This window comes from Fibrobacter sp., from assembly GCA_017503015.1.
Taxonomy (GTDB): Bacteria; Fibrobacterota; Fibrobacteria; order Fibrobacterales; family Fibrobacteraceae; genus Fibrobacter.
In genome coordinates this window covers 24624-47494 of the sequence record JAFVTX010000023.1, presented here as the reverse complement: position 1 = coordinate 47494, position 22871 = coordinate 24624, and the positions used below count along the sequence as shown (strand labels likewise).

Annotated in this window: 27 protein-coding genes; 3 read left to right on the top strand and 24 right to left on the bottom strand. The window is 47.9% G+C overall.

The genetic code is table 11. The features are described 5' to 3' along the window. Nucleotides 1-35: 35 nt before the first annotated feature. From IKB43_04280 to IKB43_04185, 20 genes are all read right to left on the bottom strand, one after another. Entirely contained in the window at nt 36-1223 is a 1188-nt protein-coding gene (locus IKB43_04280; GenBank protein MBR2469356.1) for a hypothetical protein, read from the bottom strand. 3 nt (nt 1224-1226) lie between these two features. Beyond that, entirely contained in the window at nt 1227-1655 is a 429-nt protein-coding gene (locus IKB43_04275) for a hypothetical protein (GenBank protein MBR2469355.1), read from the bottom strand. 12 nt (nt 1656-1667) lie between these two features. Further along, on the bottom strand, nt 1668-1886 hold the full coding sequence (locus tag IKB43_04270; GenBank protein MBR2469354.1) for a trypsin-like peptidase domain-containing protein: 219 nt from the start codon (nt 1884-1886) through the stop codon (nt 1668-1670). Nucleotides 1887-1888: 2 nt separating this feature from the next. After that, nucleotides 1889-2605 carry a trypsin-like peptidase domain-containing protein gene (locus IKB43_04265; protein ID MBR2469353.1) on the bottom strand — a complete coding sequence of 239 codons (717 nt, stop codon included), beginning with the start codon at nt 2603-2605 and terminating at the stop codon, nt 1889-1891. Between the two features lie 101 nt (nt 2606-2706). Continuing rightward, the gene (locus tag IKB43_04260; GenBank protein MBR2469352.1) at nt 2707-3369 is read right to left on the bottom strand and encodes a trypsin-like peptidase domain-containing protein; all 663 of its coding nucleotides are present in this window, start codon (nt 3367-3369) and stop codon (nt 2707-2709) included. Then, nucleotides 3369-4076, bottom strand: a complete 708-nt coding sequence (locus IKB43_04255) for a trypsin-like peptidase domain-containing protein (protein ID MBR2469351.1) — start codon at nt 4074-4076, stop codon at nt 3369-3371. Before IKB43_04255 ends, IKB43_04260 begins: the two co-directional genes overlap by 1 nt. A gap of 4 nt (nt 4077-4080) precedes the next feature. Next, a complete protein-coding gene (locus tag IKB43_04250) occupies nt 4081-4800 on the bottom strand; it encodes a hypothetical protein (GenBank protein MBR2469350.1) in 720 nt (239 codons plus the stop codon). Between the two features lie 18 nt (nt 4801-4818). After that, on the bottom strand, nt 4819-5619 hold the full coding sequence (locus IKB43_04245) for an amidohydrolase family protein (GenBank protein ID MBR2469349.1): 801 nt from the start codon (nt 5617-5619) through the stop codon (nt 4819-4821). Continuing rightward, nucleotides 5616-7067 (bottom strand): radical SAM protein, encoded by a 1452-nt coding sequence (locus tag IKB43_04240; protein MBR2469348.1) that lies wholly within the window; start codon nt 7065-7067, stop codon nt 5616-5618. Before IKB43_04240 ends, IKB43_04245 begins: the two co-directional genes overlap by 4 nt. A gap of 116 nt (nt 7068-7183) precedes the next feature. Further along, a complete protein-coding gene (locus IKB43_04235) occupies nt 7184-8242 on the bottom strand; it encodes a radical SAM protein (GenBank protein MBR2469347.1) in 1059 nt (352 codons plus the stop codon). 138 nt (nt 8243-8380) lie between these two features. Further along, complete coding sequence (locus IKB43_04230) at nt 8381-8605, bottom strand: hypothetical protein (protein MBR2469346.1); 225 nt, start codon at nt 8603-8605, stop codon at nt 8381-8383. Nucleotides 8606-8656: 51 nt separating this feature from the next. After that, nucleotides 8657-8800, bottom strand: coding sequence for a hypothetical protein (locus tag IKB43_04225; protein ID MBR2469345.1), 144 nt, complete (start codon nt 8798-8800; stop codon nt 8657-8659). A gap of 367 nt (nt 8801-9167) precedes the next feature. Further along, nucleotides 9168-9785: a hypothetical protein gene (locus IKB43_04220; protein MBR2469344.1), complete on the bottom strand. Its 618-nt coding sequence runs from the start codon at nt 9783-9785 to the stop codon at nt 9168-9170. Nucleotides 9786-9816: 31 nt separating this feature from the next. Further along, on the bottom strand, nt 9817-11007 hold the full coding sequence (locus IKB43_04215; GenBank protein MBR2469343.1) for a sel1 repeat family protein: 1191 nt from the start codon (nt 11005-11007) through the stop codon (nt 9817-9819). A gap of 13 nt (nt 11008-11020) precedes the next feature. Further along, on the bottom strand, nt 11021-11671 hold the full coding sequence (locus IKB43_04210; protein ID MBR2469342.1) for an RDD family protein: 651 nt from the start codon (nt 11669-11671) through the stop codon (nt 11021-11023). A gap of 59 nt (nt 11672-11730) precedes the next feature. Continuing rightward, nucleotides 11731-11961: a hypothetical protein gene (locus IKB43_04205; protein MBR2469341.1), complete on the bottom strand. Its 231-nt coding sequence runs from the start codon at nt 11959-11961 to the stop codon at nt 11731-11733. 22 nt (nt 11962-11983) lie between these two features. Beyond that, entirely contained in the window at nt 11984-13795 is a 1812-nt protein-coding gene (locus IKB43_04200; protein ID MBR2469340.1) for a hypothetical protein, read from the bottom strand. A 132-nt stretch (nt 13796-13927) separates the two neighbouring features. After that, nucleotides 13928-14323, bottom strand: a complete 396-nt coding sequence (locus tag IKB43_04195) for a hypothetical protein (protein MBR2469339.1) — start codon at nt 14321-14323, stop codon at nt 13928-13930. A gap of 72 nt (nt 14324-14395) precedes the next feature. Further along, a complete protein-coding gene (locus IKB43_04190; GenBank protein ID MBR2469338.1) occupies nt 14396-15130 on the bottom strand; it encodes a fibrobacter succinogenes major paralogous domain-containing protein in 735 nt (244 codons plus the stop codon). Between the two features lie 39 nt (nt 15131-15169). Beyond that, the gene (locus tag IKB43_04185) at nt 15170-15544 is read right to left on the bottom strand and encodes a hypothetical protein (protein ID MBR2469337.1); all 375 of its coding nucleotides are present in this window, start codon (nt 15542-15544) and stop codon (nt 15170-15172) included. A 296-nt stretch (nt 15545-15840) separates the two neighbouring features. Here IKB43_04185 and IKB43_04180 point away from each other — a divergent pair, with 296 nt between their 5' ends. Next, nucleotides 15841-16203 carry a helix-turn-helix transcriptional regulator gene (locus tag IKB43_04180; GenBank protein MBR2469336.1) on the top strand — a complete coding sequence of 121 codons (363 nt, stop codon included), beginning with the start codon at nt 15841-15843 and terminating at the stop codon, nt 16201-16203. Nucleotides 16204-16264: 61 nt separating this feature from the next. On the opposite strand, the gene IKB43_04175 is transcribed toward IKB43_04180, so the two are convergent. From IKB43_04175 to IKB43_04160, 4 genes are read right to left on the bottom strand one after another with little or no spacing between them, the layout of a single operon-like run. Next, the gene (locus IKB43_04175; protein ID MBR2469335.1) at nt 16265-16636 is read right to left on the bottom strand and encodes a P-II family nitrogen regulator; all 372 of its coding nucleotides are present in this window, start codon (nt 16634-16636) and stop codon (nt 16265-16267) included. After that, nucleotides 16633-17055 (bottom strand): hypothetical protein, encoded by a 423-nt coding sequence (locus IKB43_04170; protein MBR2469334.1) that lies wholly within the window; start codon nt 17053-17055, stop codon nt 16633-16635. Before IKB43_04170 ends, IKB43_04175 begins: the two co-directional genes overlap by 4 nt. Nucleotides 17056-17063: 8 nt before the next feature. After that, nucleotides 17064-18596 carry a DUF1538 domain-containing protein gene (locus IKB43_04165; GenBank protein MBR2469333.1) on the bottom strand — a complete coding sequence of 511 codons (1533 nt, stop codon included), beginning with the start codon at nt 18594-18596 and terminating at the stop codon, nt 17064-17066. After that, nucleotides 18596-19687 carry an FKBP-type peptidyl-prolyl cis-trans isomerase gene (locus tag IKB43_04160; GenBank protein MBR2469332.1) on the bottom strand — a complete coding sequence of 364 codons (1092 nt, stop codon included), beginning with the start codon at nt 19685-19687 and terminating at the stop codon, nt 18596-18598. The genes IKB43_04165 and IKB43_04160 overlap by 1 nt, the downstream gene beginning before the upstream one ends. A 416-nt stretch (nt 19688-20103) precedes the next feature. Between IKB43_04160 and IKB43_04155 the strand changes: the two genes are divergently transcribed. Together IKB43_04155 and IKB43_04150 are read left to right on the top strand one after the other, a co-directional pair. Further along, nucleotides 20104-20670, top strand: a complete 567-nt coding sequence (locus IKB43_04155) for a hypothetical protein (GenBank protein ID MBR2469331.1) — start codon at nt 20104-20106, stop codon at nt 20668-20670. Beyond that, on the top strand, nt 20663-22843 hold the full coding sequence (locus IKB43_04150) for a PorV/PorQ family protein (GenBank protein ID MBR2469330.1): 2181 nt from the start codon (nt 20663-20665) through the stop codon (nt 22841-22843). Before IKB43_04155 ends, IKB43_04150 begins: the two co-directional genes overlap by 8 nt. The last annotated feature ends 28 nt before the right edge of the window (nt 22844-22871 follow it).

The following is a 22871-nucleotide window of genomic DNA, read 5'->3' as shown; positions in this document are numbered from 1 at the left end:
TATATAAAAAAGACGCCATCCTAAGTCAAAGATTTTTACGAACCTCCGCCTTCAGTAAGACCGAATTCTCGGCGGGCCCAAGGTTCCATATAGGGCAGAATTTCCTTGTAAGGCACCACGATCATCACGCTGCCGTGGGTGTGCTCGCCGATTTCGAAAGAGGAACCATCAAAACCGATACCGTCCTTCAAGAAAGAAGGCTTCAATATGAAATTCATGCCGATGGCATTGGGACGGGCATCGTATTTTTCTGCATACTTGCGAAGAAGCGATACAATCTTTTCCTTTTCTTCTGGATTGAAAATAGTGGAATCAACCAGCGACCCGTCTTTCTTCGAGAAGGTCCGATGATACTCGTAATTGTATCCTCCGGCGGCACCGGCATCGTACCCGGCATTCGAAATATAATAGGTCGTCCACAGCTGTGAATCGAACGCAACATCTATACTGTCCATACGCTCGTATTTGAGGGTGGCGGCGACTTCCGTCTGGGCGCTGTCATAGTACCAGTCATTGGGATAATTCCTGAGTTCGGATTCAATGGACCGCTTGTATGCCTCCACCTGACGGTAAAGGGCTCTTTTATGAATTTTTTGTAAATGTCTAGCATCAAGGACTGTGTCGGCATCGGTCAAGTCCTCGCCCAACAATCCCTTGATGATTTTCCAGTAGACCCGTTTAGGATAAACTTGGAATCTCGGCAACTTCCAGTGCAAAGATACCGTGTAAAACCTGTTGCTGTCGCGTTCCGTCCCGTAATTGGAGAATTCCATACAACCCTTCTCTTTTGTGGGGTCGCATTCAATCAATTCGTCGTCATGCATGGCGATTTCCGCCTTGACCCGCTCCAGATCGCTTTTTCCAATCAGGCTGTATTCAAATTTCATGTCGTCAAGCATGGAATAGACTTTATCCACCTTCTCTTCCAGAACGGACAAGTCCTTGTCATCCCGAGCCGGCAATGCAACTGCCGACTCCTTTTTGGGGACTGTGGCAGCAAGTGAGCAGACAACTACCGCGGCAACTACCGCGGCAAGGTATGCCGCCGACAAAATCGAACTCACGATTTTCTTTGCCCTGGAACCCGTTTGGCTCGGCCTGTTCATAATGGCGAGCACGAACGCCACCACGGCAAGCGGAAGCAAGAACAGGGACATTCCTCCCCGCGACACAAGGCCAACGAAAAAACCGGCCAAGATAAAAAGCGTTTCAAAAACTGCCATATTCTATACCCCCCATCTGAGGTGAGCAGACCTGAACACTTCAATGCTGTTCACGATACTGATAACACATTTTTTGACATTTTGGGTGTTCGGATATTCCCTTACACCGTTTTGACGAAGCAGACGAAGCACTTCAGTAGACTTCACAAGGTTGCTAGTATTCCTTTCCATATTCGATATAGACTTACTCATTCCACCAATTCGACCATCCTTGGTAAAGTTGGGGCCACCAGACATTCCAATCACCAATGTTCCTGTCATGCGATAATAGTTGTAATTACCATCGTAACGATACTGCATACGAATACTCAATGGGATGATTGTCAAATCATGGTCAATAAACGGGTCAGGGTAACCATAAGAGGTAAGCCTCTCCCCAATAGGTAACTCAGAGCGGGCAAGACGGCATACCATAGGCATTGCAACAGGCACTTCATCAAGTTTCTACAGAGCGAGGTCTGACTCCAAGTCGTAATCCACGAGATGAACCTGGTAGCACGAATCGTTCTGAATATCGTAATAACAGACATGTTCATACGTGTCCACCACATGATATGCGGTCACGATGTACTCGCTGTTAACGAAGAACCCAGTTCCGTTACGCATGCCGTCGGCGAAAGTCATGGCGACGAAAGCAAGGATGATGACGATTAGCCGTATCATGATTATTCTACGGGGACATAGCTTCGTACTTGATACGTACATTTTGATACGTCTGTCGTGGTTGGCTTGTTCTTGTGCATGATATACTGCGATATTAACATGCCATCGTAGAAGAATGATGTATTTTCTTTGCGTGTGCTGTTTCCGAATGTCATTCCAATTACTTTTCCATGACGGGAAATTGCGGCACCACTGAACCCACCTGGCAACCGTACATTCAGTGCATGTGCGAAGTAATGAGGGAATGTCGAGTCGGCAACGACTTTTGCAGGAAAAGCCTTTACTTGAACTTTGGGGTTGGTTTCAAGGAATCCTGTAACCGTGACTGGTTCACCCACTTTGACAGCCCTATCTTCGATTTTGCATGCGGTTAGTGATACACTATTGTCAACCTGAATGATTGCAGCGTTTAGGTACTCGTTTACGCTCTTATCAAAAACAGTATCAACAGAGTGTTCCACCCTTGCTACAACGGGTGTGTTATTTATCATCACGACAATTGCGGCAAGCTTCTCAGCATTGCGTGCAACGTCTCCTGTAGTGACGATGTAGTGCTCGTTGAATGCGATGCCTGTCCCAGATATCTGGGTGGTCTTCATATGTACAGTATCAGCCTTTCCCGAGTCGGCTTCTGTCATGTAGGTGGGTACAATCTCGGCGAACACGGAAGTTGCCAAGATGCCGATAATGAGGATGAGTGCGTGTTTCAGAGTCGTCATAATTACCTCCGTTGATTGTATTCTCTATATAATTATCGATGGCAGTCCCGCCAATGTAAAGTTAGATCGTTGTAAAATTTCGCAAACACAGAAGAAGGCTTTTACACCCCCCATTCATCATGAGCAGACCTGAATACTTTCTTACTGTTCACGATGCTGATAACACATTTTTTGACATTCTTGGTGTTCGGATATTCCTGTACACCATTCTTACGAAGGAAACGAATTACTTCAGTAGACTTAACCAGGTTGCTGGTATTCCTCTCCATTGTCGATATCGACTTGCTCACTCCACCAATTCGACCATCCGTTGTAAAATTTGGCCCGCCAGACATGCCAAGCTGCAGAGTTCCAGTCATGCGATAATAACTATAATCACCGTCGTAACGATATTGAACACGGATGTTCATAGGGATAACGGTCAAATCATGGTCAAGAAACGGTTCAACGTAGCCATACGAGGTGAGTTTTTCCCCGACAGGCAATTCCGAGTGTGCGATACGACATACCCTAGGCATTTCAACAGGTTCCTCGTCCAGCTTCAACAGAACAATGTCTCTTTCCTTATCGTAATCAACGATATGTACCTTATAGCACGAATCGTTCTGGATATCGTAATAACAATTGTAGTCGTAATCCTCTACGACATGATACGCAGTCACGATGTACTCTGAGTTGACAAAGAACCCCGTGCCGTTGTGAAACCCTTCCGCAGAAGCCATGACCGCAAACGCAAGGATGATACCGATTAGCCGTATCATCATTATTCTACCGGGACATAGCTTCGGACTTGATACACGCATTTTGATATGTCTGTCGTCGTGGGCTTGTTTCTGTGTAAGATGTACTCCGACATTAGAATTCCATCGTAGAAGAACGATGTGTTTGGCTTGCGTGTACTGTACCCGAATACCATTCCGATTACCTTTCCGTGACTAGACAGGGCTGCTCCGCCGAATCCGCTAGGCAACTTCACGTTGATTGCGCTTGCTACATGTTCGGGGAATGTCGAGTCCGCAACGACTTTTGCTGGCAAGGACTTCACCTGTACCTTTTTACTGTCCTCAGGGAAGCCAGTGACGGTTACGAGTTCACCGACCTTGATTAGTCTCTCTTCGATTTTACATGCGTTTAGTGGAACATCGTTGTCAACTTGGAGAATAGCCATGTTGAGGTACTCGTTCTTATCTTTGTTGAAAAGAGTGTCTGCGGAGCGTTCCACCCTGGCTACAACAGGGGTGTTGTTGACCATAACAACTATGGCAGCCAGTTTCTTAGCGTGACGAGCGACGTCACCAGTGGTAACGATGTAGTGCTCGTGGAATGCGATACCTGAGCCGTACACTTTGGTCACATTCATGTTTACTGTGTCGGCCTTTCCAGAGTCGGCTTCTGTCATGTATGTAGGCACAAACTCGGCGAACGCGGAGGTTGCCAGGATGCCGATTATGAGAATGATTGCGTGTTTCATGATGTTAGAGTCTGAATTGGAGGTGGATATGTTCATTTGAGAGGTACTTGTCTTCCCATCTTACCTTGTAGTCTTTGGGTAGGGTGCCTTCGAGGATTCTGACTACACGTCTTCTCTGGTTCAGGGGGAGGTCAGCGAGACTGATATCGACAGCTTGTCCATACCTATGGGGTGACCACCGGTCGTGTATATGGTAGGAGTCACGGGCGGAGATGATGGTAGGTGAGAAGTCTGGTCCGAACTGGCTCTTGAACACCTTTATGGCATAGACGAGGCCGCTTTCGAGTTGAGGGGTAAGTTCCATGACGACACCTGGTTTTTGGAAAGTGTTCTCCATGATGTAGTCATGGTTTGACCCTGTTTGGAGAGGGACATCGTAGTTGACGTTGTCTATGGAAGGCTCAGTATCGTCAGTTTGCTTATATGTTCTCTCGTCGGGTTTCTGATAGGTTTCTTCGGGGTGGGACTGCTTGTATTCTGTAGCTACAGGAATATCGTTGCCGTGATCGTAGGACGAACCACTCGGAGATTTTTTCATATCGACAAGTACGAAAATGGCGAACCCTATGAAGCACATGATAAAAAACAGCGATGCGGGGCTCTTGACAATGTCGATGACGGCGCTGGCGGTGAATATAGCGAATCGGATGCCAATATTGACGAGCAATATTATGCCAACGATAATCAGCAAGATTACGAGAAGGATGATAAATACAGTGCTCATGGCATCTTCCCTGTAAAATTAAAGTGATTGTGATGCGGTCGGATAATGATTTCTCTTATAAAACTCGGTCAACACTTCTTTTCCTATACTCGGAATTTTTTCTTTTCCGAGGACATTATACCACCAATAGGTAACTGGCATATCGGTCCCCCAAAGGATTCGCTTGCGTTCGATGCCGTCACCTACAAGTGCTCCAATTTCGTTCTCGCCGGCAAAAGAGGAATCGACCACTACATTAGGGTAATTTTTTAGCATATATTCCTGAGCATCTAGGTCTTTCAAATGTGCAAGCTGAACAAGGCATTTTGGATGCGTTTTGATAAAATGCTCGAATCGTTTCGGCGAATCATCGCCACTGGCCCCTGTATGAATCAAAATACGCAAATTTTGTTTTTCCGCATACGAAAAGAACTCTTCCGTAAAATTTACAGTTACGGGATCGTCAAGTTTCCACTCTTGAGCGCGAGGGTGTAACTTGAAACCATCGTAAGGGCATTCTGTCATTGCCCGCTCAATGCCAATGCCGCTTTTGACAATATCGGGAACAACCCAATAAAGGGCATGAGCCTTGAAATCTATTGTTTGCGCATATTCCAAGGCGGACACGACTTCTTCGCGGATTTTTAGATAAAGTTCCTCATGATTTAAGACCTCGGCATCGCTTTTCCCTGCGACAATTGTTTTTGAATACAAGCAACTGGTTGTAGAAGAAAACCAGCATTCGCCAATGCCATTTTTTTTCAAGGCATAGAAAATATCTTCTGCCTTAAAATAGACATCGTTCCATTGACCAATATGAACATGATAGTCCGTCATCATTTTAAAATCGTCCGTTTCGCCTTGGCTTCCTCTACAAGTTTGCGGTTTAAGTGAGCAGCCTTGCAAAAATGCGGAGCCACCTTCAAATAGTCGCCGCCACTTTCGTTGAAGTTGCGAACAAGGCAAGGTGCACAGAATTGACGGTCTTCGCAGTCATAGCACTGCGGAATAGCCGACTTGGTAAGTTTACGCAACTTATTGAGTTGTGGGGATTTTTCCCAAATGTCCTTGATGGGTTGCTCGCGAACATTGCCACAAGCCATACCTTGCCAACCGCTGCACGGGTAAACAATTCCGTCGCTTGCGATGCATAGGTTGTCCATGCCTACGCCACAAAAAGGGCGCTTGCCCCATTCCTCGCGGAAAGCCTCCGGCACAGGGGTATCGGTAAAGTCAAGATAATCCTTGTCGAACTGGATAATGTCTTTGAGAAGTTCTTCCGTCTGCTCCATTGTCAATCGTTCGGCAAGATTATCTGTAGTAAAATCGTATCGGGCCATCATCACATAGTCGGTCTGAGCTTTACAATTACGCTCGTAAGCGTATTTCAAGACATCCTTATAAGTGTGATAATTAGTCTTCATTACAGGGCAACTGATTTGTACGGGGATATTCGCTGCAATCAAAGCTTCTATCGCAGCCTTAGTCTTTTCGCAAGAACCCTTCAATTGGGTGATGTGGTCATGCTCTTCGGGATTAACGCTATAAAGCGAAGTCTGCACGTAACTCGGATTGACTTCTTTAAGTACATCTATCATGCGCGATGTGAGTAATGCGATATTTGACAGCACATAGAAACTGAAGTCGAGTTCACGAGCCTTGCGCAATATTTTTTCGGCATCGGGGTGCGTGAAAAATTCTCCACCAGAGAGAGTCAATCCTAGCACGCCTAAATCGTGTAATTGTTGCAAGACGCTTTCAATCACTTCGTAGGGTAACACTACATTCTTCAATTCATGGGGAATGTAGCAATGGATACATCGTTCATTGCAACGATTAGTCGTTTCAATTTGGCAACTATGTATTTGTGGATGTTCCCGATAATGTACGCCCAGCACCTCCTGGGTGTCAGAATAGAGTTTGTCGTCGTCAGGATTTTGCTGGGCGTTGTAGGTGAACAAAGTTTTCGGATTTTCCGCATAACTAAAATATGTATCCTTGGCGGCACATTCTTCGGCAGTATTGCCGGAAACCAGATAACGATCGGCAACTAGGGAATCTAGAACTTCCCTCAAGTCTTCTTTGATGTTTGCTGGGGCAACGCCCTCGAAGTATTCACTTGCTTTGGCAGCCAAGGCATCAAGACTTTGTGGATCGCGGGAAAGAACTTCAAGGAAGGCCCTGCCTTCTTGAGTGTATGTGCGGTCGTGTTTGGTAAGCTGACTATAGATATAGCTGTATTCACCAATGGAACGGATAAATGTGTCACGAGATTGACGGTAGAACATAAAATCATTCCTTGCAATAATTTATCAGGTCAGTATATGGAGGAACTGTTGAAAGAGCAAGAGTTATCTTTTCGGGATTATTAATCATCCCTGAATCTGCTATGAAAACAATTGCATCATTTAATAGTTTTTTTTAATTTTTCATCATTTGTCCTCAAAAACAGCTTTACTAACATATCATGGTGAGCTTTCAATCGTTTATTATCTGACAATGACTTTATGACATCCTTTTTATTTTTTGCAAGTTCTTCCATAACTTTATCCCTTCGTTGTGCAAGTTCTTTCACCTTGTGTACATAATCACAATACGATTTGTCTAAATTCAAAAGATTGCCATGGTTAGCAGAAAGATGCGGCAGCGGACATAAAGAGCAGTAACCATAAGCATCACATTTAATGCACTCGCAAAAATCTGAGACATTGATTTTCCGGCACTGTTGCAATACCGGATGATTGGCGTAAATATTCTCTATCGAATCTTGATGGATGTTCCCCAATTTTTCATACCACCCTATCATGGGATAGATGGAACCATCTCCAGAAATACAAAGTCCATTCGCCGCCTCCCCATAAAAAAGGCATTCCGATGGCTTCGTTTTTTGGCGATTATTCCCCCATACATATGCCAACTCCCCGTTGTTTTGCATCGTTTCTTCATAGAAACGTTCCAAGTCATCAAAATTCAACCTTTGACTCAAATTTTTTTCCGAATAATCCGAAGCTCCGAAAATAAACAAATCCACACACGATGGGATTTTTTCCTTGTCTGCCCACCGCATCAAATCCGCCAAATTATTCTTATTAACTTGCATCGCCGGGCACGAAACGAAAACAGGAACATTGCGCATACGCAGCTTTTGTAGAGCTTGTAAAGTTTTTTTTGAAGACCCTTTCAAGTTTGTCACGTTATCATGAATAACGGGATCCAAGGCATATATAGACAATTGAACTTCTTTAAGGCCTTTGCTGACAAGAGATGCAAGAAAATCCGCATCAGCATCCGATAAAAGCGTTCCGTTAGAAAATAGACTGAACGAACATCCTTCATTTTGAATAAAGGCTAGAATTTCTTTCCAATTTCTATTCAGCAGGGCTTCGCCGCCAGTGATAGTCACTTGTAATTTGTCGGAACGGATGTTCTCAATTTGCTTAAATACCAGTCGGACATCTTCAATGGTTAAAAACCCTTACCTTGTAGAATCACAAACTCGATAACAATGAACACAACGTTCATTGCACGGGTTGGATATTTCAAGGGAAAGGCTTTTTAAATGTTCAATTGGGGTCATAAAGAAACGGATTCAAAGCAATACTTATATTTTTAAATATTTCTCAATTTTCCCCCTGAAGTTATCCATTGTATCAATAAATTCCCGACTTAGAGAATCTTCCTTCTTCATTTGTTCTTTCAATGTGTTTAACATTTCGATGACATAATCAATCGATTTTTTGAAATTTTCATAGTTTTCCATTTTTTTCTCAGTTTTTATGGGGCTATAAGGCAAGAGTGCAAAAGCCTTTACCCCTAGTGAAAGCAAACTCCAGGCGTTCGGGGCATACCCCCGCACGCAGGAGAATTGCGTATTATTTTACTTGGTGCGTTCGCAGTTCAAGCAAGTTTGGCTGCTAAACGAACGGTGGTTAGCAGGACATCCAGCAGCGAAGCTGCCGGTGGGGTTGTTCTTGGCGATAAGCTGGGGCTTCTTGTAAGCCATCTTTTTCATTGTCTTCATATTATACCTCTAGAGTATATTTCCCTTTGTCTAATCTGGTCAAAGCCGGGATAACCCCGACCAGAAGTCACAGACATCTGTAACTTTTAGGAAATATATATTATTCTCGCCCGGAAATCACAGATATATGTGATTTTTCTTGCTTTTTGAACAAACAAAGCAAAAATGGCCCCTTCAAGCTATTTCGGAACCCCGCCAAGCCTTCTTCACGCTATCACAATCCTCTGTAAAATAATAACAGACATCTATATACCCCAAGGACAGTCCAAAAACTAATATCTAGGTATGCCACACATGCCAAAGATAGACCTGCAAAACTTGCAGAAAATTGAGGATGACCGCTTCTCCGAAGCCCTCGCAAAGGTACTCAGGCGGCACCGCAAGGCAAGTGCCAGCCGCTCGGGCATGCCATTTTAGCTGCATTCCAGGTATATAGACGACCATACTTGGAACAATTCGTTTCATCGTCTTGATAGCAATAACTATCCTGCGTCCTGTAATTCAGGTTTTCCGCCATCCAAATTTGTTCGCCAATTTTTACAGTTTTGTATTTATTTCCTTGGGCGTCATAGACGACCTCCGCGCTGGAAACTTCTTCCTCTATAAAATCCATAATTGGTTTATGTTCTGGCATCTCATCGACGTAGATCGGTTCTTCTTGCGTTTCGCGGGTTGGCGTGTTTGTCTCGCTTGTGTTAAAATGAGTGCGCTTATTTTCGAGGAGAGACCGCTTGTATTCTGTAGCTACAGGAATATCCTTGCCATGGTCATAGGACGAGTCCCTCGCAGATTTTTGGTTAGCGAGAAGTGCCAAAATGGCTACCACTATGAAGCACATGATAAAAAACAGCGATGCGGGGCTCTTGACAATGTCGATGACGGTACTGGCAGTGAAGATGGCGAATCGGATGCCAATATTGACGAGCAATATTATGCCAACGATAATCAGTAGGATTACGAGAAGGATGATAAATACAGTGCTCATGACGTCTCCTTAGTTTTCATCCCAAGGGTAATTACGGGCAACCGTTGGCATTTCCGGAACCAGCCTGAGCGGGGCACTCATCGACACCCTTGCAGAGATGGTTATATTCATCCATAACTCCATTTAGACTTACCCAAGGATCGCAGACGCCGTCACGATCGGGGTCAGGATCTTCGGCTGATGTGTTTTCAGCCGTTTCATCGATTTCTTCCCAACCAGCGGATGGGGCTTCATAAAAGCGCTCCAGATTTTGCTGTGCAATCTGATATCCCTGCGCGGCCGCCTTTTGGTACCACTCAATGGCCTTGTTATAATCCCGTTCCACGCCTTTGCCTAGCTCATACGCAATACCCAATTCATTCTGAGCCACGGCGTCACCTTGCATTGCAGCTTTTTCCATCCATTCAAAAGCCTTTTCGTAATCCTGCTCCACGCCTTCACCGCGTTTATAAGCTCCAGCCACGGAAAGCTGAGCCTGAGCGTTACCTTGCATAGCCGATTTCATCCCCCATTCAACAGCCTTTTGGTGATTCTGTTCCACACCCTTGCCTACCGCATACATATAAGCAAGATTGTTCTGGGCTACTGCATTACCGGCGTTAGCCGACCGTGTCAAATAACGAAGAGCTTCGCCATAATCTTGCGCAACCCCATCTCCATTCAGATACATATCCCCTAACAAAAATTCAACATCGACATGCCAAACATCCCATCCTCGAGGAATTGGATGAATGTCAAGCGCCCTTTCCCATAATTTTGCGGCTTCCAATCGATTCTTTGGCACAACCGTTCCATCATAATACATAAATCCCAAAGAGACTAAAGCACTCCCATCTCCTTGATTTGCAGCCATCCTGTACCAATGTTCCGATTTTTCAGGATCTTGGGTAACTCCCAAACCTTCTGCGTACATATACCCGAGTTCGCATTGAGCTTCTGCAAGCCCCTTTTCAGCGGCAGACACAAAGACATCATAGGCTTCGCCATATTCCTTCTTTTCCAGCAAGCAAACGCCTTTATTATATTCAGCGGCCCGGTTTCCCAACATAGCGGCAATACTGCTAATGAGGGAACTGTTGTGCGAATAATTGCACTCATTGTCAAGGCCGACAATTTTATCGGATGTTTTTAAGACAACCGCTGTAACAACTACTGCGACGAGAAACAGAACCGCCACAAGCCCCAAGACCAGGGGCACAATAAATCTGTTCTTATTGTTCATTGTCAATTACCTCCTAGACATAAATCACCGCAGTCCCAGCGAGCTTATCGTGCCACCCTTGTTTTTTAGAATCAAACGCAATCCAAAGGAATCCAAGACCCAGAGGAAGGAAAGAAAGCAAGTATGCAAAATATCGCCCTATAAGTTGATTCTTTGTAGAAGCCTTACCCGTCCTTGCGTCAACAATCTTGGCCGAAATAGCCATTTTACCAATCGAAGCTTGTTTCTTGTACCAAAGAACGAGGAGTATAACCTGAGAAAGGATATACAGTACACTATAAAAAGCTATGGCCACACACGCACTTTCACTTATCCAATCACTTCTTATTTTTCCCTTAGATAATAAATAAATTATACGGATCGAAGCCGGAGAAACGAATATACTGATCAAAATACCATCAAGAAAATTTGCTGCAAATCGTGCCCAGAACCCGACATATTTCTGTTCTTGTCTTGTTTCGGGCGAAGCCGGGGTATATTCCTGCCTCGTTTCAAGGGATGCCGGGATAGATCCTTGTTTAGTTTCAAGCGAAGGCGGGGTTGATATTTCCTGCTTTACACTCTGTTGAGATTGGACAGAATCCGCTATCCCCACAGCGTTTCCGCAATAGGGGCAGAACTTTGCCGTTTCCGCAATTCTTTTTCCGCACTGTTCACAATACATAGGAACTCCTGATTGAAATAAAAGGCACCACACCGCGCCAACCACATGGCCGCGCGGCCTTAGGGACAACCGTCTGCATCTACGGAACCAGCCTGGTCGGGGCACTTGTCGACACCACTGCAGACAGCGTCATATTTATCCATAACGCCATTTTGACTTACCCAAGGGCTGCATATTCCGTCCTGATCGGGGTCTGGATTTTTGGCTGTTGTGTCTTCAGCCTTTTCCCCGCATGCCATGCCAAGAACCGCCCAAATGGAGAGCGTTGTCAAGAATAGTATCTTTTTCATATTTACCTCACTTGAAAAAACATCACCAGAATTTTACTTTCTTCCCGTTTACGAAAAGTCCGTTTCCATTATTTTGTCTGCTATTGTCGTAATTCTTGCCTCCAGCATTCCTTTCAGACTGCGTGCAATCATCATGGCACCCTATGGCACCAGGCGGGCAGCAGCGTCCTTTCGGCCGGTTCGCCTTTTGTCGCGCAAAACTGTTATCTTGTTGCCTCGGGCAGCCTCGTTCGCCGCCAAATTCCGTGGGACATTCGTCAAGATAGTCCTGGTCACAGCCGATACCCTCGGCTCTCCAAAGTCCCATTTCTTCAATCCACTTGTCACAGAATCCATCGTGGTCCTGGTCGTAGTCGCCATAAGTCTTCTTAACATATTCCCTAAGATTTTGGTTGGAGCATCCCATGGCTCGACCCCAATTGTAAGGACACGCGTCGATATAGCCTTTCGTGCAAACCTTTTCCTTCGCATCGGCAATAGCGGCTTTTTTCTCGGCTTTAGATAGGAACGGATTGGAATACTTGTATTTCTTGAAAGAGAGATTTCCTTTTATTCCAAGGGATGCTGCATATTTGGCACACTCGCCCCATTTATCCAAACAGACAAACTCCTCCGAACAGAACCCGTCGTTATCGCTGTCGAACAACTGCCGTATTTGCAGTTCGATGGTCTCCTTGGCTTCCTCTTTTCTCATTGCACGGACTTCTTCCGTGCAACCGTCGGGACTGGCCCCTGAAATAGTTGGACAGAGGTCAAGGCCTTCGCATAAATTGCTCATAGAAGACTCTTCGTATCCTTCTGAACAGAAACCATCCCTATCTGAATTATAGGATTCCAAAAATCTCTCTTTTTCCGCACGCTTTCTTGCCTTCTTTTCTGCAATATCCGCTGCTTTTTTCCGTGCAAGATTTTCCGCTTTGTTTTTTTCTTGGACAGACTTGCAATAACTTTTTTCTCCTTTTGCGCACATTTTATTTGCATATTCGACGACTTCTTTAGGAGGGGCACAATCTTTTTTGTCGCAGTTATCTTCATATGCATCAAAAATTGTGTACACCTCTACTGGGTCGCAACGGCCGCTAGCAATTTCTTCTTCAGTTTTGTCGGAACTTGTCAAACGGCCTTGTTTGCATTCAAGGTATCGATGCTCGCGACTATGGTTTTTTCCTTCACAATCCGACTTATTAAGAATGAATCTAACCAACATTTGATGATCGCGCTTCGACAAGCGATACACCTTTCCGCGATATGTAACTTGGTCCCCTTCTAATTGAATTTTCCTATCAAAGTACAATTCAATGACATTCTTTCCAACTTCTGCTTCAAAACTGTTCTCTAGAACTTTTCGCCCGCTTACAAGCCCGGCATTCTTTTTTACAATCTCCTGATAGTTACGCCAGCCTTCGTTTACGCCATTGGAGCATGTCATCTTTGGACGAATACAATCATCACGCGTATAAAAGCAGTTGCCGAGTGGATAGGTATTCCAGGTATTACCATCGTATTCAAGTTTTTGACATTTTTTTGCCGAACCCGAATTTTCATTGACGATTATCACATAATCCGGCGTTTCCGTCACCGTATAAGCCCTACACGGAGTCTCTACACTTTCTTTCTTGCTTCCATAGGAATAAATGACTCTCCCTTCACCGTTATAGACCTTGAAAGCGCAATCATCATAAAATGTTTTCAGTTCTCCGGTCTCTTTGTCTCGAATCGAAGCGAGTTTAATATTGGCAGTAACTTTCTTTATCTTTGATGCCGGATCGACCCACCCAAAGGAATTTCCCCAAAATAGGGTCAACAGGAAAATAAGAACGGTTATTCTTTGCATAAAAATTCCTAGATTATTATGAAATCAGAGTATTCTTATCTGGTCAAATTTTCCAATGGGCGCCCCGCATACACCAAATTTATACGAAGGACGCATCCATTGTTTTTAATGCATCTTCCGCTCGAAACTAAACTATAGTCCACATTTGCTCGATTCAGCGCTATTAGATGAAACCGCATTGTCATTAAGTGTTAAAACCTCACATATCAAGGTTCCAGAAATCCTGATGTAATACAGTTTGGTATTGTTTTCCGCAAAACGAACGAATCGGTTGTATATAGAAGCAGTCGAGCCCTTGTAACCATCATCGCATTCATAACTTGCATAAAAGTGTTCATTAGAGCCTCTAGTGCCCTCCCCCACATTGTGGATATCTACATCAGTCCATTTGCACTGACGCGCAAAACAGAATGCAGCCATCACGAGCAAGCCCAAAATTATTTTTTTGACCATATGATTACCCTCTTTACCTGCCTGTGTTGTCACCTGGTCAAAGCCGACAGCGCCACGACCAGTAGTTACGGTCATTCATGATTATAGAAATAATACCGGCCCGTGTAAAATTAAAGAGATTGTGAATAGAACGGGAGGTTTCACAGTTTATTCGTCTTTTATGCAACGAACACTATAACCATATGATTTATCTCCGTTCCATATATTGTGAGACTTCATATATAATTGAACGCTTTTTACCGAAGAATTACTAACTTTTGTAGATGTCCAAAACTCCGCCGTTTCTCCCAAACGATTGTAGTATTCAGTGATGCAATCGCTGTATTCGCCTTCACAGTCTGGATATAGTTGGTCCATGCGAAAACCAGCTGGCAACGCATTGAATCCATATTTGTCAGACCCATTATAATTACCCCAAAGTGTCGTCGAGATTAGTTCACCGGCGTCTTTCACATGAGCAAATAGAGTTTCAAAATCAGATTCAGTCGGAATCCGGAACCCAGCAGGGCAAACATTTTTGTGTGGATATTGTTCATCAGGCTGCTCATGATTATATCTGCTCGGATACCCCATAGCAGCTGCCCATGTATACAAGCGCCCATATTTTTCACACATCAATTCGTTATCATCGTAGCACCACGAATCACTCGTTCTTAGTTTGAGATTCTCCGCCATCCAGGTCTGGTTACCTATGGTTACTACTCTATACGAGTTTCCGTCTGCATCTTTGACAGATGTGTCTTCTGCGGGAGCCTGATCTTGTTGAGCACTTTCTCGATTAAAGAACGAATTTTTGGCTGATGTGTCTTCAGCATTGTTCCCGCATGACATGCCAAGAACCGCCCAAAAAACCAGTCCCGTCAAGACTAGTATCTTTTTCATCTTTATCTCACTTGAAAAATTTGCTTTTATATTTCTAAACTATAGTCCACAGTTGGTTGATGTTGCGCCATCATCTTTTATCGTACCATTGTAAATAAAAGTCCAAGCCATGCATGACGAGGCTCCAGTAGTCCTGATAAAATACAGTATGGTGTTATTTTCCGCAGAACGAACTAATCGGTCGAAGGAGGTACGAGTAGTCGAGCTCTTGTAACCATCATCGCATTCATAAAATGCCTCAAAGACTTTATCACCATCGCCCCTGAAATCTACATCGTGATCTGGCAGCACCACCTTTTGTAGAAAATTGCCATTGCCATCCACTTGGTAGAATTCTACATAAGTCCATTTGCACTGACGCGCAAAACAGAATGCAGCCGTCACTAGCAAGCCCAAAATTATTTTTTTGACCATATGATTATCCTCTCTTTATCTCCCTGTGTTGTTACTTGGCCAGAACCGGGATAACCCCGACCAGGAGTCACAGACATCTGTAACATTTACGAAATATACATCATTATTTTCCAAAAATCACAGAGATATGTGGTTTTTCTTGCTTTTTTTGAACAAACAAAGCAAAATTGGCCCCTTCAAGCTATTTCGCCACCCCGCCAAGCCTTCTTCACGCTATCACAATCCTCTGTAAAATAATAACAGACATCTATATACCCCAAGGACAGTCCAAAAACTAATATCTTGGCATGCTACACATGCCAAAGATAGACCTGCAAAACTTGCAGAAAATTGAGGATGACCGCTTCTCCGAAGCCCTCGCAAAGGTACTCAGGCGGCACCGCAAGGCAAGGGGCATCACCCGCGACGGGCTCGCGTTCCAGCTCGGTCTCCACAAGAACACCCTCTACGGCGTGGAAGTCGGCATCAAGCGCAAGAGCGGGCACTTTAGCCACACCCAGCTCACCATGGCAAACTTCATCCGGCTAGCCGCATTTTTCGGCTATCAGCCCGGCGAATTCCTGCAAGAAGTCCTTATCGAGGCAAGCGACTGCTACCCTCCAAAAAAAGCACCACATCAAAATGGTTCTAAATTACGCATAATTGGCAACCACACTTAACAAAATCAAGCAAAAATCGTTAAGTCCAGTTGACAATTTTACTCTTTGGAATTTGCAAAGCCTAAGCCTTCGCGACGGCGGGCATCTTGAGGGTCTTGCCGTCTTTATCTACGGCTTTCCACGGGGTAAGCCCCACCACTTCATCTACGGGGAGCGAAAACGCGATGCCCTGGCCCATGGTGTCTAGCCCTGCCTTCTGGTATAGGGCGTGGAGCACGGCGTCCTTGATTTCTGCGGACACCAGAATCATCACCACCTCCTTTTCGGGCTGGATGGCGATGTGGAAAAAAGATTCCGCCTCCTTGTTGGCCGTGCCGCGACCGTTCAGGATAGTGCCGCCACGGGCGCCTGCACTCTTGGCCGCCTCCATGACCGTCTCGGAAAATCCGGCATTGACAATGCACATAATCATCTCGTGCTTGCTTGCGCTCATTTCTCGTTCCTCCGTACCGCCTTGCGGTTGTCGCTCAAAAAGTTGAAAATGGACTTGCCGATAATGCTTGTCATGGGAATCGTACAGGCGATACCCTTGCCACCCGCGATGGTGTTGAATTTTTCTTCGATGCTTTCCAGGGCCGCCTTGAGCTTGTCCTCGCCTATCACGCTCAGAATAACCGCACGCTCGGAATCCACCAGACCGATGGCCGTAAGAACTTCCTGAGAGGCGGTTCCCCTGCCATAAAAGACCATCTGCATGTTCACGCCAAAAGACTGGATGTGGTCCATGTAAAAATCCGCCTTGGCGCGGTTCACCATGGTCACGAGAATCTTGAGGCGGTTCATGGACACCTTGGAATGCCCATCGGGAGACCCGCTTCTCTTTCGCCTGACCTGTCTTTCCTTTTCAGCCATACCGCTCCCTACACAAAGTCTATAATCTGCTCGTCGTCGGCATCCTGGATACGGCGCATCATGTTGCGGTTCCTGAAGAACCTAGAAACAATGGCCTTGAAGCCGAGAATCTGGATGGTAATCAAGGGAGTCATGGCCACCATGGCCACGATACCGAAAGCATAACTCAGAATGGAATCGTCACCGCCGTGGATGACGGAGCAAGCCCCGATAGAAAGAGGCAGTATAAAGGTGGAGGTCAAGGGTCCGCTGGCCACACCACCCGAGTCGAAGGCGATAGCCGTATAAAGCTTGGGCACAAAGAACGACAGGCCGAGGGAAACAAAATAGCCGGGAATCAGGTAGTAAATCAGGGGGAAGCCCATGTAGATGCGGAACATGGAAAGCCCGATAGAAACGCCCACGCCAATAGAAAGGGCCACCAGCATGGAACGCTTGGTCACGAGGCCGCCGGTAATTTCTTCGACCTGCCTGTTCAGCACGTGCACCGCAGGTTCTGCAAGCACCACCACCATGCCGATGACAAAGCCCGATGCCACGAGAATATGGGGGCTTTGGGCCAGGGCGCGGCCAAGCTCGAAGCCCACGGGCATAAAGCCAATCTTCACCGCCGTCAAAAATATCAGGAGCCCTGCAAAGGTATAGCAGATGCCGAACCCGATTCTAAGAAGGCTATTGCGGGAAAGCTTGAAGGCAAAAAACTGGAGCACCATGAAAAACACCACAATTAGTGCCAGGGCAACAAACACCTCTTTGGCCACCTCAAGGACAGTCGGAATAAAATGGCTACCGAGGCATGCGTCTACAGAATAGGCCGCAGGCTCAAGGGAATAAGTCAGGTCGCCCTTAGAAAAAAGAACCAGGCCCATCAAAGCGAGAATCGGCCCTACGGAGCAAAGGGCAATCAAGCCGAAACTATTCTCACTAGCATGCTTACCGCCAATGGCGCCGGCCACACCCACGCCCAGCGCCATGATAAAGGGAACCGTAATAGGGCCCGTCGTCACGCCGCCCGAATCAAAAGCCAGCGGGACAAAAATTTCCCTGCCCATGGACACCATGAGCATGCCCAACATGAAAAGCACCATGTAAAAAAAGATGATGATGCTCGAAAGGTCCAGCCTGAAAACAATCTTGATAATCGAAAGCAGCAGGAACAGTCCCACGCCAACGCCCACCGTGGCCACCAGCAGCGTGGGGTGTACCGCCTGCTTGACCTGTTCGGCAAGCACCGAAAGGTCGGGTTCTGCAATGGTGATGAACACGCCCATGGCAAAACAGACCGAAGCGAGCAGCTGCAACTTGCGGGACTTGGCAAGGCCAGAGCCCACCTGTTCGCCCATAGGCGTCATGGCAAGGTCCGCCCCCAGATTAAAAAGTCCGATTCCCGCGATGAGGAATACCGCACAGACCAAAAAAACAACCAGTTCCTTTGTAGAAAGTTCCACCAGGGGCGTAAAGGAAAGAAACAGCACAATCAAGGTGACCGGCAGCACCGACGAAAACGCCTCGTGAAGTTTTTCAAAGAAGGACTTGAACATTACTCGCCCAAATACTCCACGGCAAAGATAAGCGTAGAACCGCCTGGGATGGGGCCTGCGGCACGGGCTCCGTAGCCAAGGCCAGGAGGCACAATCAAGATGCGCTTTTCGCCGGGAAGCATTCCGGCAACCCCCAACTCCCAACCGCGAATCACACGGCCACCGCCCAAGGGGAAACTAAATTCCTGGTCACGGTCACGGGAGCTGTCGAACTTGTGACCGTTGGTGAGCCAGCCCGTGTAATGCACCCGGACCTTAGAGCCCACCTTCGCAGGTTCTCCCTCGCCAGGCTTCACGATGGCGTAGCGCAGGCCTTCGGAACCGTTTTCAAGAGCAAGGGTGGTGGTATCCGGGAAAAAGTCCATCTTTTCGACAACTGCGGAATCCACTTCGGACTCCACCAACTCCACCCGGAAAATCAGGGTGGAATTGGAAGGAATCATAGAATAAGCCGTTGCACCGTAGCCCATGGCTGGCGCCACACGGAGCCAGCGGACCCCGCCTTCACGCATGCCGTCTAGCCCCTGTTCCCAGCCCTTGATAAGTTTGCCGTTGCCGAGAACCACTTCTAAAGGCTTGCCCAAGTCCTTGGAACTGCCAAACTTGCGCCCCGAAAGGAGCCAGCCGGTGTAATGGGTCTTGAGGGTTGCACCAGCGACTGCAGGCTTGCCGCTACCCGATTTCTCGTCGTAGGCCTTGAGGCCCTTGGAAATTTCTTTCCACTTGAGGGCGTCTACACTCTGGGGGAACTTGTCCGGCTCCATGGGCGGGTCGGCATGGACCAGCTCCACCTCGAAGTACAGGTCGGAATTGGGCGGAATGTTTTCTAGGGAACGGTCGCCATAAGCCATGACCGCAGGCACCGTCAGGTAGCGGATTTCACCCACCTTCATGCCCAGGATTCCCTTTTCCCAGCCCTGGATAACCTGCCCCATTCCCAAGGTAAATTCCAGAGGCTCTCCATCGTAGGAACTGGCGTAGAGCCACTTGTCCTTGTAACGGGCGATGCTGTCTGCCGTGGCCGCAATGTTCCTCGCCGCAGTGGCACTATCCGTAGGGGCGGGCACGGCGACTTTTGAGTCCTTAGCCATGTCTGCAGTTGTGGCCTTCGAATCCTTCGACTTTGTGGCATCCTGAGCGGTTTTTGCCGTATCGGCAGGGGCGGCCTTGGCACTGTCCGCTGTCACAGAATCCGTAGATGTCTCTGGCGTTGCAAATTCCAGAGCCGCCAGGGAGTCTTCCATGGCCCTTTTCCGCATTTCTTCCATCTGCAGGCTGTCGAGAATCAGGTAGCCCTTAAAATGGACCTTGATAAGCTGGCCCTTGCGGATCTCGTCGCCCTGACCGTCCCTGACGCTTTCAATGTTAAAAGGGATAGCCCACAGATTACAAAATAACGCGAGGACCAAGAAAATCTTCAATTTCGGCATAAAAACTCCTACCCCACAAGATAGAAAATGCTAGTTTTACAGAGTAAGGTTTTTCCACAGTTGAACGGAAAAAGAATATGCTATCTGTTGTTATTGTCATAACGATTGTCGTGCTGTCCATTATTCTTGCGGCCATCGGTGCCTACGTGGTTATCCACAGCACCGAAGAAAAAGAAGAACCCAAGCCGGTTATCGACGTTTCCGGCCAGTATGCCGTGGTGGTCCGCCCCGCACGGGAATCCCTCACCAACGTAAAGCCCTCCGAAGTATCCCTGCGTTCCTGGCTAGAAACCCAGACGCAGCTCACCCCCGAACAGCGGGAAGAATATATCCGCCAGTGGAACGCCTCTCTCGAAGAGACCATCCGCACCATCGACGAAGGTGACAAGAACGGCACCGTCACCTACCGCATCGAACTAGGCCCCAAGGGCAAGAATTACGTGAAGTTCGTCGGCGAAGACAATTTTATTACTCGCGAGCAAATAAGGAACCACGCCGAAATTTTGCCGCCCTACGTGCTGGGCTGCGACTGCAAGCTTTTGCCCAAGCAGCCCTGGGAAAACCCCAGCAAGTCCGGCTGGAAGGCCGTTGTACCCTCCCACGGAAGCACCTACGAAGTCCCCGACTGGAGGCAACTTGCGTAAATCCCTCCTTGCCCTCCTGATAGCGGCACCGGTCCTGACCCATGCCGCAGGATCCGCCATTATCACCCTGGAAATGCCCGTAGGCGCCCGCCAGCTGGGTATGGGTGAAGTCGGCGCCGCCGTTGCCGACGACGCCACCGCCATGTTCTACAACCCGGCAGGACTTGCCTTTGGCCCCCTGGCCGACGAATGGCGCATGTCCTACCCCGCCGATTCCAAGACCGCTCCCTTCTTTACCAAGATGGCGGCCCGCAGCAAGAACGGCTTTTTCGCCAAGAGCGAACTCTGGGCCGGAACCGCCCAAGGCATCCTCCGTTATGACGGAGAGCAGTGGGTAGACTACCACTCCGTCACCCTGCAAGGCAACGCCAAGATTAAGGACGCCGTCAAGGTCTATGTAGGTACGGAACGCGGTATCGACGAATACTCCCGCCAGGTGAAAAAGTTCAACGACATCAAGTCCGCCGAAGAAGAATCCGACGTGGTAGAAGTCAAGATGCCCTGGAACCTGGTGGTAAACGACACCATCACGGCCATCATCTACGACAACCGCACCGAAAAACTCTGGGTAGGCACCCCCAAGAGTCTCTTCCGCTTTGACGGCAAGGCCTGGAAAAACTACGACGAAGAACTGGGCAGCAGGCGCATCACCGCCCTGGTGAACCAAGGCGCAAGCCTCTGGATAGGCACCGACAACGGTCTCTTCTTGTACCGCAACGGACAGTTCGAGCAAAAGGGCAAGGTGCTCCCCAGCCAGAAAATCAACGCCCTGGTGTGGTCCGAAAACCGCAAGGAACTGTTTGTGGCAGTAGAAGGCGCAGGCGTTGCCCGCCTGGTTCCCAAGAAAAGCGTTAACGACAAGGACCGCTGGAGCCTCTTCACCGAAGAAGACGGCATCATGGACCTGAACCCGAAGGCCCTTGCCGTCGATAGTTCCGGCCACGTGTGGGCCAGCCACAAAGACGGCCTCTCCCATTTCAACCTGCGCAAGTGGGAACAGATCAAGTTCGAAGGCAATACCATCAACGACATCTCGGTGGACCGCAAGGGCGCCATCTGGATTGCAACCGACAAGGGCGTCTGGCGCCACCTGCCGGACTACGCCACCGCCAGCGGCCGCAAGGCCGAACTAGAACGGGGCACCGCCGAAGGCGACGTCAAGAGCGACGACGAATGGACCCACTACCACAGCGGCAACGGACTTTCGGTAAACAAGGTGTGGGCGGTTCTCCCCCAGGGTAACGATGTTTGGTTCAGCACTGCAAACGGCATGGAGCAGTACAAGGACGCCGACTATCAGCTAACCGCCTTCTACGAAAAGCTGTTGCCCATCTTGAACATCCCCGACCTGTACCACCTCTACGGCGGCATGACGGTACCCATGGGAGACTGGGGCACCATCGGTTTCCACGTGAACTTTGTGAGCTTCGGTTCTACGGTGGTTTCCGGCGATATCGACGCCGACGACCTGGTGGCCTACAACAGTTCCGAAATCGTGGGCGGCGTGAGCTACGGCACCCGATTCCCCGGGAACATCGGTCTTGGCCTCTCTATCAAGTTCTTCTATTCTGACCTGAGCTCCGGAGCCGCCGCCGGCGAAGAGGAGGCAACCACCTTCGGCTACGCCTTCGACGTGGGCATCCTCAAGAAGGGCGTCATTTTAGACAAACTAAATCTAGCCTTGGTTCTCGCCAACATCGGCCCCAGCGTCTACTACGTGGACAAGACCATCGAAGACCCCATCCCCCTCACCTGGCGGCTTGGGCTTTCGTACGAGCTTCTGGCTCTTGCCGACTACAAGTGGATCGTGGCCGCCGACTACAACCGCGAAGTGGTCTATGACGACAGCAAGGGCGACCCCGAACCCTTCTACATCGCCTGCTGGAAATCCATCGCCAACCCGGAACGGGGCGGACACGGCGCTACCGCCGCCAAGAACTCCCTGATGCAGGGCGTGTTTAACGTAGGTACGGAATTCATCTACGCCAACACCATCGCGCTCCGCCTGGGCTACCTCTACGACGACGTGGGCCAGCGTAGCGAAGTGGACTTCGGTTTCGGCTTCATGATTTCGGACATGTTGCAGTTCGACTTTGCCACCATCCGCGACGTAGGCGACAACGACGGCGTCCGCGACGGCCAGATGCGATTTGGCATGCTGTTCAAGTTCTAGTGGTTAGTGATTAGACCGCACGGCCGTG